Raw genomic sequence first — 12,406 nt, forward strand, 5'->3', positions numbered from 1 at the left:
CCGCTGATGGTGGACGGAACGGCTGGTCAGGGAGCAGGGGCGATGGACAGCGACGGGACGCGGGACGCGCGGGGTACGCATGCGAATCCTGTGCCACGGGCACGGTCCGATGTGCCGCCGATGCCCACGGGCGCCCCCCTGGTACCCCCGCGGCAGGACGGGTCGGCGTTCCTGGCCTGGCTGCGCGCACCCCGGCCGGAGGCGGCCCCCGGTATCTGGCGCTTCGGACACCGGCCCCGGCCGGCCGAGGAGCCCGAGGAGATCTCGACCAGGCAGCTGCTGAGCGGCGCCCTGATCGCGTTCCTGGTCGGCTGGCTCGTGTGGTCGCTCCTGCAGAACGGCTATTTGGGTGCCTGGTGGGCGCTGCCGTTCAAGCTGCTCGTTCCTGATTCCTGGCGCTACAGCAGCAGCGAGATCGGCAATCTCATCCTGTACAAGGGGTACGAACTGCTGATCGCCCTGGTCATCATGGTGACGGTCGGCAAGCTGGGCCGCTGGGGCGAGGTCTGGCGGCGCTTCGTGGTTCCCCTGGTGAAGCGTCCCGAGCCCCGGCAGGCGCCCGCGCCGGTAGCGGAGGAGGATCCCGCCCAGTGGAACGAACTCCGTGCCGCCGGTGCCCACGACGCCGCTGACCGGCTCACCGTGGCGGCGCAGGCCGGGCAGATGCGCGACGTCGACCACGCCCGTATCGCCCGTGCCTGGCAGGGCGTGCGCAGTGGGCGGTTCGGGCTTGCCACGTTCACCGGCGCCGTGCTCCAGGACGGCGCGGCCGCCTGTCTGCACCCCTCCGGGGAGCGGGATCTGCCCACTCGGCTCGCGCGGCACGATCTCCTCACCGGGCAGGTGCGGCTGGGGACGACCGCCGACGACGCCCGTAATCCGTACGCCTATCGGGGGACCGGGCTCGGGCTCGGACCCGAGCTGCTCGGCACCTCGCTGCTCGCCGTGGGGCCGGCCGGTTCAGGGAAGACCGGAACCGTCGTCAGGCCGCTCGCCGAGTCGTTGTGTCTGCACGCCCTCGCCGGACGGGCCGCCGTCGTGGTGGTCGGAGCCGCGGGCGCGGGGCTCGGACCGGCCGACGCCTACGACGTCGTCGTACAGATCGGGAATCCGGAGTCGGTGTACGACCTCGACCTGTACGGCGGTACGGCCGATCCGGACGAAGCCGCGGCCGTGCTCGCCGAGGCGCTCGTCGGGGACCTCGCCGAGCCTCATCAGGGGGGCGACACCCGGCGGTCCACCACCGTGCTGGCCCAGCTCCTCGGACCGTTCCGGTCGGTCCACGGACGCTTCCCCTCCGTACCGGAGCTGCGTCAGCTGCTCGACGGGGCGCCGGGGCCGATGGCCGCGCTGCGCAAGGGGCTCGAGGACTCACGGCAGGAGTCGCTGCTGCGTGAACTCGACGCGCGGGAGCGGCAGATGGGGAATCCGGGGGATGTGGGAGGCATCCTCGCGGACCGGGTCGCGCTGCTCGACCGGCCCGCCTTCGCGGGGTTCTTCGACACGTCCGGACAGTCGCGGCCGTTCTCGCTGAAGGCCCTCGACCACCCCGTCCGGGTCCGGATCGACCTGCCCCAGCGCGGGCACGCCGACGCCTCGCGGATGCTGACGCGGCTGGTGCTCGCACAGTTCACGGCGAGCGTCGCAGTGCGCGAGGACCGGTCGCTGTTCGCCTGTCTGGTCATCGACGACGCCACGGGGGCCGTGACCCCCGAAGCCGTACGGGGCGTCCAGCGGCTGCGGTCCGGCAACGCGGGAGTGGTGCTGACGCTGCGGACGCTGGACGACGTACCGAGGCCGCTGCGCGGGCCCCTGCTCGGGGCCACCGGGTGCCGGATGGCGCTGTCCGGGCTCACCCCGTGGGACGGGCAGGACTTCGCCGAGGTGTGGGGCAAGGAGTGGATCGAGGCGCGGGACGTCACCGACCGGCAGATCATCGCCGAGACCCCGGCCGGCAAGGTGCTGCACGCGGTGCGCCGGGTCATCACCGGCAAGGCGCCGACCGCGCGGGCGGTGACCGTGCGGCAGGTCGAGCGGGAGCGGTGGTCCGCGTCCGAGCTCGCGCACGGGGTGCCGCCGGGGCACGCGGTGCTGTCGCTGACCACGGTGAAGGGCGAGCACGCGCCGCCGCTGCTGGTGGATCTGCGGGGATGACGTGAGCTGAGGACCGTACAGTGAGGCAGAATCGTCACAGGTCGTTCATACACGGCGGCCAAAAGATCACACCTCTGCGCACTCCTCTCCGAAGGTCCCGGACCTCATGCCACCCACCCTCGCCTCGCTCGTCCATCACTCCGCGCTCAAGCTGACCGTGCGCGCGGGCGAGGACCGGCTGGACGTCCCCGTCCGCTGGGCGCACGTCAGCGAGCTGGCCGATCCCGTCCCCTACATGGAGGGCGGGGAGCTGCTGCTGATCACCGCGCTGAAGCTGGACGCGGACGATCCGGAGGCGATGCGGCGGTATGTGAAGCGGCTGGCCGCGGCGGGGGTGGTGGGGCTCGGGTTCGCCGTCGGGGTCAATTACGACGAGATCCCAGGGGCCCTCGTCGAGGCGGCCCGCGACGAGGGGCTCCCCCTGCTCGAGGTGCCGCGCCGCACCCCTTTCCTCGCGATCAGCAAGGCCGTGTCCGCGGCGATCGCCGCCGACCAGTACCGGTCCGTCACCGCGGGCTTCGCCGCCCAGCGCGAACTGACCAAGCAGGCCCTGACCGGCGGCCCGGAGGGGCTGCTCGCCGCGCTCGCCTCCCAGGTGGACGGCTGGGCGGCGCTCTACGACGCCTCGGGCGCCGTCGTCGCCACCGCGCCGGAGTGGGCCGGCCGCCGGGCGGCGCGCCTGACCGCCGACGTGGAGCGGCTGCGGGAACGGCCCGCGCCCGCCTCTTCCGTGGTCGGGGGGTCCGGCACTTCTGACAACGACGACCGTGTGGAGCTGCACTCCCTGGGCACCGGGCGACGGCCGCGGTCCGCGCTGGCGGTGGGGACGGCCGCGGCGCTCGGTACGGCGGAGCGGTACGCGGTGCACTCGGCGATCGCGCTGCTGACGCTCACGACCGAGCGGTCCCGCTCGTTGCAGGCGGCCGAACAGCGGATCGGGGCGGCGGTGCTGCGGATGCTGCTCGCGGGCGAGCCGGAGCACGCACGCACGGTCGCGGGCGATCTGTACGGCGGGCTCCTGGACGCGCCCTTCCGGCTGATCGTGGCGGAGACGGTCGCCGTGTCGTCCGTGCGGATCGCCGCCGACGCCCCCACCCGGGTCCCGTCCGCCGCCGCGCTCGCCGCGGCCGCCGACACGAACGGCGATCCGCTCGAGGCGCTCACCGAGGTCGTGGAGTCCGCGGCGGCCCGCTCCGGGGAGGCCGTGCTCGTGGTCCCCGAACGGGAGCGGCTGGTGGTGCTGGCCGCGGACGGCGGGGCCGCCGTCACCGCGTGCGGCGAGTACGCGGTGGCGCTGGAGGCGGCGCGGACCCGCGAACAGGCAAGCGCCGGGGACGAGGACGAACTGGTCGTCGGCGTGTCCGCCCCCGCGGGACCGATCGCCGCCGCGTCCGCCTACAAGCAGGCCGAACAGGCACTGGCGGTCGCCCGGCGACGGGGCCGGGTGCACGTCGAGCACGAGCAGCTGGCCTCCGGGTCGGTGCTGCCGCTGCTCGCCGACGACGCGGTACGGGCCTTCGCGGACGGGCTGCTGCGGCCGCTGTACGAGCACGACGCGACCGGCCGGGGCGACCTGGTCGCCTCGCTGCGGGCCTGGCTCGCCCGGCACGGCCAGTGGGACGCGGCGGCCGCGGACCTCGGCGTGCACCGGCACACCCTGCGGTACCGGATGCGGCGGGTCGAGGAGATCCTCGGCCGGTCGCTGGACGATGCCGATGCGCGGATGGAGCTGTGGCTGGCGTTGAAGGCGACGACGTCGGCCGAATAGACCCCGTCGGGAGCGCCGAACCGGAGTGTCCGAGTGCCCCACTGCTACACCCCGGACAAATTCGATCCCGCCCTCCCGGCCCTACCGTGGAGCCATGACTTCCACCCACGCCTTCTGGCTCGCCGGCCGCCAGGTCACCGGCGAGGACACCTTCGACGTCACCTCCCCGTGGGACGGCCGGCTCGTGGGCAAGGTCGCCGTGCCGGACGACGAGCAGATCGAGGAGGCCGTGGCCGCCGCGTACGCCGTACGGGACGAGTTCGCCGCCACTCCCGCCCACGTCCGCGCCGCCGCCCTCGACCACGTCAGCCGCAGGCTCGTCGAACGCACCGAGGAGATCGCGCAGCTGATCTCCGCCGAGAACGGCAAGCCGATCAAGTGGGCCCGGGGGGAGGTCGGCCGTGCCGTCTCCGTGTTCCGGTTCGCCGCGGAGGAGGCCCGGCGGTTCAACGGCGGTGAGGCCCAGCGCCTCGACACCGACCCGGGCGGTCAGGGGCGCCTCGCGCTGACCCGGCGTTTCCCGAAGGGTGTCGTGCTCGGTATCGCGCCCTTCAACTTCCCGCTCAACCTCTGCGCCCACAAGATCGCCCCGGCGATCGCGGCCGGCGCCCCGATCATCCTGAAGCCGGCCCCGGCCACCCCGCTCTCCGGGCTGATCATCGGCGACCTCCTCGCCGAGACCGAGCTGCCCGCCGGCGCGTGGAGCATCCTGCCCGTGCCGAACGACCGGATGCCCGCCCTCGTCCAGGACGAGCGCCTGCCCGTGATCTCCTTCACCGGTTCCGAGAAGGTCGGTTACGCGATCATGGACTCGGTGCCGCGCAAGCACTGCACCCTGGAGCTCGGCGGCAACGGCGCGGCGGTCGTCCTCGGCGACTACACGAGCGACGACGACCTCGACTGGGCCGCGACCCGCATCGCGACCTTCTCCAACTACCAGGGCGGCCAGTCCTGCATCTCGGTGCAGCGTGTGATCGCCGACGCGTCGGTCTACGACCGGCTGCTCCCGCGGATCGTCGCCGCCGTCGAGGCCCAGGTCACCGGCGACCCGGCCGACGACAGGACCGACGTGGGCCCGCTGGTCAGCGAGGACGCGGCGGTACGCGTCGAGGCGTGGGTCAAGGAGGCCGTCGAGGCGGGCGCCACCCTGCTCACCGGCGGCGACCGCGACGGCGCCTCCTACGCGCCGACCGTCCTCGCCGACGTCCCGGCCGACACGACGATCTCCTGCGAGGAGGTCTTCGGCCCCGTCCTCACCGTGCAGAAGGCCGACGGCGAGGCCGCGGCGTTCGCCGCCGTCAACGCCTCCAAGTACGGGCTTCAGGCAGGCGTGTTCACCCACGACCTGCAGGCCGCCTTCCGCGCCCACCGCGCGCTGGAGGTCGGTGGCGTGGTCGTCGGCGACGTGCCCTCCTACCGCGCCGACCAGATGCCGTACGGCGGCGTCAAGCAGTCCGGTGTGGGCCGCGAGGGCGTGAAGTTCGCGATGGACGACTACACGTACGAGCGGGTGCTGGTGCTGACGGGCCTCGCTCTCTAGCTCATGGGAACCGTTTCCATATAGGGTTCTCGAAGAGGCCCGGCACCGATGCCTTCCGGTGCCGGGCCTCTTCTTGCCGTCAGCCGCTCCGGACCCTCAACCGGAGAAGCCGACGTGCGCGAGCCGCAGCGGGCCGCGCAGCGTGAGGTGCACGTCGTGCACGCCTTCGGCGACGATTCCGGCGCCGAGAGTGGTGTAGTCGTACGGTCCGGAGTCGGATTCCTCCACCTGCAGCACGGCGAGCACCGTGCCCCCGTCCAGCGACAGTTCGACCGCGCCCTGGCCGGAGACCGTCATGGTGACCCCGGAGACGCCGTCCCCGAAGTCGCAGTCCCGGTAGACCAGTTCGCCGGTACGGCCCTCGGCCGCCGTCACCGCGTCGCCCGCCGTCCTCGTCCGGTCGACGATCTCGACGCCGCTCTGCTCGTCGAAGTCCGCGCCCTCCAGGCCCCGTCGGAGCACGGGGCGCGGTGCGCCGGGCTCGCCGTCGAGCAGGACCGTCGTCCGCAGCCGGATGTCCTCGCTGGAGGCACCGGCCAGAAGCTCGTACGGGCCCGGCTCCAGGCGCGAGCGGCCCTGCGCCACGTCCCAGAACTCGAAGGCGCGCAAGGGGACTTCGAAGGACAGCTCCTCCCGGGCGCCCGGGGCGAGCGTCACGCGCCGGTGGGCCACGAGTTCGCGGCGGGGGCGGGGGAGTGCCGGGTCCACCGCGCGGGTGTAGAGCTGGGCGACCTCGTCGGCGGTGACGTCACCGGTGTTCGTGATCGCGAACGAGACATGCAGCGTCCCTTCGGTCACACGGGACGTGAGGTCGCCGTACGAGAAGGACGTGTACGACAGCCCGTGGCCGAACGGGAACAGGGGCGTGCCCTCGAAGTACAGGTACGTCTGGCGGCTGCCGATGACGTCGTAGTCGAGGAGGCCGGGGAGGTCGCCGTCGTTCTCGTACCAGGTCTGGGGGAGGCGGCCCGCGGGAGAGACGTCCCCGGCCAGGACGCGGGCCAGGGCGGTGCCGGCCGCCTGGCCGCCGTGGGCCGTCCAGAGCGCCGCGGCCAGGCCGGACGTGTCGACCGCGTAGGGGTAGGCCGAGACCAGGGCCAGGACCGTGCGGGGGTTGGCGGCGCGCGCCGCCCGCAGCAGGCGCTCCTGGTGGGCGGGAAGCCGCAGGGACGCCCGGTCCTCGGTCTCGCGGCCGTTGATGTGCGGGTCGTTGCCCGCGACGACCAGGACCACGTCGGCCTCGGACGTGACGCGGGTCACTGCGTCCTCGCCGCGTTCGGCGAGGATCAGCTCGAAAGTTTCCGCGTTCTCGTCGGCAACCTTCACTCCGTCCGCGGCGACAGTGACGTGGCGGCCCGTGCCGATGTGCCTGAGGAGGTGACCGTTCGCGTGCGGTTCCAGGCGGAAGGTCTCCTGGACGACCCAGCCCCCCGGCTGGTCGGCGGAGGCGCGCAGGTAGCCGTCCTCGGCGACGGAGAGATAGCGGCCGTCGGGGGCGCGGAGCGTGAGGACGCCCTCGTCCCAGTCGACCAGCGCGAACTCGGTGCCGGTCGCGTCGGTCGTCAGCGGAGGCAGGTCGGTGCGGCCCGCGAGCAGCGCCGGGTCCAGGGCGCCCTCGGCGCCGCGCACCTCGTCTTCGACGTCTTCGGAGGCCAGGACATGCAGAAACGTCCCGGCGGAGGTCTTCAGCCGGACCCGGTCCACGCCCTCCGCGAACTCCACACGCTCGGCGCCGAACCGCTCGTACAGCCCCTCCAGCGGGGTGGAGCGGTGGATGAGCGTGCCGCTGTACCAGTCGCGCTTGCACTCGTCGGCGAGCAGGCCGACCACGGCGAGCCGGGTGCCGGGTGCGAGCGGGAGCACGCCGTCGTTCCTGAGCAGCACGATCGCCTGCTCGGCGGCCTCCTGGGCGAGCGCGCGGTGTGCCGGGGTGTCGAAGTCCTTGACGTCGGCGTGCGGGTCGTAGTGCGGGTCGAACTCACCGAGCCGGAAGCGGACCGAGAGCTGCCGGCGGACCGCGGTGTCGATGTCGGCCTCGGTCAACAGGCCCTGCTCGTAGGCCTTCCGGATCCGCCCGACCATCTGCGAGCTGTCCGTGCCGTGGTCGGTGAAGCTGTCGACGCCGGCCCGCAGGGAGGCCGCGGTGGCCTCCTCGTGGGTGTCGAAGTAGTGCTCGTGGTCGACCAGGTTGGAGGGCGCGCCCGCGTCCGAGCAGACCAGCAGCTCCTCGTCGGTCCAGGCGCGCAAGTGCTCGCGCAGATACGGCGAGACGTGGTTGGGGCGGCCGTTGACCAGGTTGTACGCCGGCATCACCCCGGCCACCGCGCCCGCCTCGACCGTCTCGCGGAAGGCGCGCAGGTCGTACTCGTGCAGCACGCGCGGACGCACCGAGCTCGACGACGTGGCCCGGTCCGTCTCGTTGTTGTGGGCGAGCCAGTGCTTGAGGACCGGTGCCGTGCGCCAGTACGTCGGGTGGTCGCCGCGCAGTCCCCGGGTGTATGCGGTGGCGATGGCCGAGGTGAGCTTCGGATCCTCCGAGTAGCCCTCCTCGTTACGGCCCCACAGCGGGTGCCGGAGCAGATTGACCGTCGGTGCCCAGATGTTGAGGCCGACCCTGTCGTCGCGGGCGCGCATCGCCCGGACCTCCTTGGACACCGCCTCGCCGATCCGGCGTACGAGATCGGTGTTCCAGGTCGCGCCGAGGCCCACCGCCTGCGGGAAGACCGTCGCCGGTCCCATCCAGGCGACGCCGTGCAGTGCCTCCTGGCCGGTGCGGAACGCGGAGATGCCGAGCCGTTCGACGGCCGGGGCGAACTGGTGCAGGAATCCGGTCTTCTCGTCGAGGGTCAGCCGCGACAGCAGATCGTCGATGCGCTTCGCGAACGGCAGGTGCGGATCGCGAAACGGTGGTGTGTGCGGCGGGTGTGCGGTCACGTGGGGATCCCCCTGCGATGGATCGGTTCGATGCTTTCGAAGCGCTTCGATGCTCATTCGACATCGGGGCGGGTGTCAAGGGATCCACACCGTCACTTCAAGCGGTGCATAAGAAAAGGTCACCCCTTACGCCTCGGAGGAATCTTGGGATCGACCCTTGTGCACCCCTGGGTGTTCACTTAACCTCACAGCAACATCGAAGCGCTTCGACTACGGATTCCGTCGCAACGGTCGGAGCATCGCTTCAGCTCAGCCAGTTTCACTCAAGACACCGCAGCCGACGGCTCCACCGCCGGGTGTCCTGGTGCGCCATGAAGGGTTGACGCAATGACGCCGAACGCCACTTCCGCCTCCTCCGGGCCGAGCCGGAGAAGCTTCCTCGCCTCGACGGCGGTCCCCACCGCCGCGGTGGCGGGCGGGATGCCGCTGCTTGCCGCCTGTGGCGGCTCGGACAGCGGCGAGCGCGAAGGGACCACGTCGGGCAAGGCCGCGGACAAGCTGCTCCCGGCGTTCGTCGCCAGCACGGTCGCGAACCCGGACCTGCCGTCCAAGAACGGCTCGGCCGCCGGCTACACCGGCAAGGTCGACCTCGCCGCCCTCAAGACCTCGGTCCCGGAGAAGCTCGGCACCGGCGCCCCCTTCAAGATCATGTCCCCGTTCTGGGGCTCCCCGCCGAAGGGCGGCTGCGCCTACTACACGGCGCTCGACGCGGCGGCGGGCACCAAGATCACCTGGCAGAACCAGGACGGCAACACCTACGGCCAGAAGCTCGGCGCCGTCCTCGCCTCCAGCGCCATCCCCGACATGGTGGTCGTGCCGAGCTGGGAACTGGTCGGCAAGATCTCGAACGCCGTCACCGCGAAGTTCATGGACCTCGGCCCCTACCTGGCGGGCGACAAGGTCAAGAAGTACCCGAACCTGGCCGCGATCCCCTCCGACGCCTGGCGCATGGGTATCTTCGGCGGCGCGCTGCGCGGCATACCGATGCCCGCCGCCACCGCGAACTGGATCGCGCCCCTGTACCGCAAGGACATCTTCGACAAGAAGGGCTACTCGGTACCCAAGTCGGCCGACGAGTTCATGAGCTGGGCCAAGGACGCCACCAGCGCCAAGGCCAAGGTCTGGGCCTGCGGTGACATGACCTGGTCGGCGTGGAGCTTCTTCGGCGTCCGTGGCTCCGGGTCGATCGGCTGGGACATCGGGTCCGACGGCAAGCTGACGTACCGCGTCGAGCAGCCCGAGTACCTCGAGGCCCTGGAGTGGGTCCGCAAGCTGTACGACGCGGGTGTGGTCCATCCCGACGACAAGGCGCGCTCGGGCGACCCGGGCCAGCGGTTCACCGCCGGGCAGACCCTGGTCTGGTGCACCAACATCGCCGACTGGTACGGGAAGGTCTCCGAACAGGCCCAGTCCAACCCGGATCTCGTGATCGACGCCATGGACCTCTTCGGCGCGGACGGCGGCAACCCGAAGCTGTACGCCTCCTCGCCCGCCACCATCTGGTCGCTGATCCGCAAGGGCGCCTCGAAGACGACGATCGAGAACGCGCTGGCCGCCGCCAACTTCTCGGCCGCGCCCTACGGCACCAAGGAGCGGATGCTCGTCGACTACGGCGTCGAGGGCACCCACTACACGGTCAAGGACGGCGTCCCGGTCAAGAACGACCTCGGCAACTCCGAGGTGCTCAACGCCTGGGTGATGCTGGCCGCACCGGCCGCCTACTTCGCCCACCCCGACTTCCCCGAGGTCGCCCGCAAGCAGGTCGAGTGGCAGCAGCGGATGGGGGCGTTCATGAAGAAGACGTCCACCTTCGGCATGAACATCGTCGAGCCGACCCGCTACGCCAACCTCTCCAGCCAGTTCGAGCAGTACGAGATCGACTACGTGCGCGGCAACAAGAAGCTGTCCGACATCCAGCAGGCCATCTCCACGTGGAAGTCCTCCGGCGGCGACAAGCTGCGCGACTGGTACAAGCAGCTCATCGACAAGAACGGCAGCGCCAACTGATGTCCATCACGGCCGGGAGCAGGCCCGACGGGACTCGTCCTCCCGCGGCCGTCGAGGAACCGACGGCCGCGGTCGCCGCCGCCGTGACGAAGGCGCGGGTGCCGCGCAAGGCGGCCAAGGCCGGCAAGATTCCCTTCCGGGTCCGGCTGCGCCGCGACCGCGCGCTCATCCTGATGACGCTGCCCGTCATCCTCCTGCTCCTGCTCTTCAACTACGTCCCGCTGCTGGGCAACGTCGTCGCCTTCCAGGACTACGACCCCTATGTCTCCAGCAACGGCATCACGGCGATCTTCCACAGCCCGTGGGTCGGGGTGGAGCAGTTCTCGCGGATGGTCGACGACCCGCTGTTCTGGGACGCCACGCAGAACACGCTCGTGCTGTTCGCGCTCCAGTTGGTGCTGTTCTTCCCGATCCCCATCGCCCTCGCGCTGCTCATCAACAGCGTGATCCGGCCCCGGGTGCGGGCCGTGGCGCAGGCGATCATGTACCTGCCGCACTTCTTCTCGTGGGTCCTCGTCGTCACCGTCTTCCAGCAGATCTTCGGCGGCGCGGGCATCATCGCCCAGACCCTGGAGGACCACGGCTGGAGCGGCTTCGACCTGATGACCAACGCGGACCTGTTCAAGTACCTGGTCACCGCGCAGGCCGTGTGGAAGGACGCCGGCTGGGGGATCATCGTCTTCCTCGCCGCGCTGGCCGCGGTCAGCACCGACCTGTACGAGGCCGCCGCGATGGACGGCGCCGGGCGCTGGCGGCGCATGTGGCACGTCACGTTGCCCGCACTGCGCCCGGTGATCGCGCTGCTGCTGGTGCTGCGGGTCGGCGACGCGCTCAGCGTCGGCTTCGAGCAGTTCCTCCTCCAGCGGGACGCGGTCGGCGCTGGGGCCAGCGAGGTCCTCGACACCTACGTGTGGAACATGGGTATCCAGAACGGCGACTTCAGCTACGCGGCCGCGGTCGGCCTCGTCAAGGGAGTCATAGGAATCTGCCTCGTGCTGGGTGCGAACAAGTTCGCGCACCTGCTCGGCGAGCAGGGGGTGTACCAGAAGTGAGCCTCAACACGCAGCTCGTCCGCAGTCTCAAGGCCCCCGCCCGCCCGGTGTGGGAGGAGCCGCCCAGCAAGGCCGGCATCACCGCGAAGAGCGGCTTCCTCGCGCTGTGCTGCCTGGGAGTGCTCGGCCCGCTGTGGATCGTGATCGTCACCAGCCTGTCCCCGAAACCGGTGATCGACCGGGTCGGCGGCCTGGTCGTGATCCCCCAGGGCATCACCTTCGTCAACTACACCGAACTGCTCAGCGGCGGCCAGGTCAGCCGGGCCATCATGGTCTCGGTCGGGGTCACGCTCACCGGCACGGTGTTCTCCATGGCGGTGTCGGTGCTGGCGGCCTACGGTCTGTCGCGGCCGGGGAGTCTGGGACACCGGCTCTTCCTGGTCATCATGATGGCGACGATGTTCTTCGGCGCCGGGCTCATCCCGACCTACCTGCTCGTGCAGTCGCTGGGACTCACCGACACCTATCTCTCGCTGATCCTGCCGAGCGCGGTCAGCGTCTTCAACATCCTGGTGCTGCGTGCCTTCTTCATGGGCATCTCGCCCGAACTCACCGAGTCCGCGCGCATCGACGGGGCCGGTGACCTGCGCATCCTGCTGACCATCATCATGCCGCTGTCACGGGCCGTGCTGGCTGTGATCTCGCTGTTCTACGCGGTCGGGTACTGGAGCGCCTGGTTCAACGCGTCCATCTATCTCAGCGATCAGGACATGATGCCGTTGCAGAACGTGCTCATCCAGCTGGTCCAGAAGAACACGGCGAACCCCACGGGGTTGCAGCAGGCGGTTCGTACGGGGCAGTTGTCGGCGCTGGGGTTGCAGATGGCGGTGATGGTGCTCGCGTTGATTCCGGTGGCCGTTGCTTCTCCGTTCGTCCAGCGGCATTTCAAGAAGGGCATGTTGACGGGCGCGGTGAAGGGGTGACCTGCGCCTGATCAAGGGGGCCTTTTGA

At 71.0% G+C, this 12,406-nt stretch carries 7 protein-coding genes; 6 read left to right on the forward strand and 1 reads right to left on the reverse strand.

The window, feature by feature from the left end:
* Positions 1 to 42 precede the first annotated feature (42 nt).
* From QF027_RS34480 to QF027_RS34490, 3 genes are all read left to right on the forward strand, one after another.
* Positions 43 to 2,154, forward strand: a complete 2,112-nt coding sequence (locus QF027_RS34480; protein ID WP_306975765.1) for an ATP-binding protein — start codon at positions 43 to 45, stop codon at positions 2,152 to 2,154.
* A 106-nt stretch (positions 2,155 to 2,260) separates the two neighbouring features.
* Positions 2,261 to 3,922, forward strand: a complete 1,662-nt coding sequence (locus tag QF027_RS34485) for a PucR family transcriptional regulator (protein WP_307079007.1) — start codon at positions 2,261 to 2,263, stop codon at positions 3,920 to 3,922.
* Positions 3,923 to 4,016: 94 nt separating this feature from the next.
* Complete coding sequence (locus tag QF027_RS34490; protein WP_307079009.1) at positions 4,017 to 5,462, forward strand: aldehyde dehydrogenase family protein; 1,446 nt, start codon at positions 4,017 to 4,019, stop codon at positions 5,460 to 5,462.
* A gap of 96 nt (positions 5,463 to 5,558) precedes the next feature.
* On the opposite strand, the gene QF027_RS34495 is transcribed toward QF027_RS34490, so the two are convergent.
* Positions 5,559 to 8,396: a glycoside hydrolase family 3 C-terminal domain-containing protein gene (locus QF027_RS34495; RefSeq protein WP_307079011.1), complete on the reverse strand. Its 2,838-nt coding sequence runs from the start codon at positions 8,394 to 8,396 to the stop codon at positions 5,559 to 5,561.
* Positions 8,397 to 8,723: 327 nt separating this feature from the next.
* Between QF027_RS34495 and QF027_RS34500 the strand changes: the two genes are divergently transcribed.
* Genes QF027_RS34500 through QF027_RS34510 form a run of 3 tightly spaced genes read left to right on the forward strand, consistent with a single transcriptional unit; the run spans position 8,724 to position 12,378 of the window.
* Positions 8,724 to 10,403 (forward strand): extracellular solute-binding protein, encoded by a 1,680-nt coding sequence (locus QF027_RS34500; RefSeq protein WP_307079013.1) that lies wholly within the window; start codon positions 8,724 to 8,726, stop codon positions 10,401 to 10,403.
* On the forward strand, positions 10,403 to 11,455 hold the full coding sequence (locus QF027_RS34505) for an ABC transporter permease (RefSeq protein WP_307079015.1): 1,053 nt from the start codon (positions 10,403 to 10,405) through the stop codon (positions 11,453 to 11,455). Before QF027_RS34500 ends, QF027_RS34505 begins: the two co-directional genes overlap by 1 nt.
* Positions 11,452 to 12,378, forward strand: a complete 927-nt coding sequence (locus tag QF027_RS34510) for a carbohydrate ABC transporter permease (protein ID WP_031039072.1) — start codon at positions 11,452 to 11,454, stop codon at positions 12,376 to 12,378. Before QF027_RS34505 ends, QF027_RS34510 begins: the two co-directional genes overlap by 4 nt.
* The last annotated feature ends 28 nt before the right edge of the window (positions 12,379 to 12,406 follow it).

Origin of the sequence: Streptomyces canus (assembly GCF_030816965.1) — a bacterium.
In the GTDB taxonomy this organism is placed as follows: domain Bacteria; phylum Actinomycetota; class Actinomycetes; order Streptomycetales; family Streptomycetaceae; genus Streptomyces; species Streptomyces canus_E.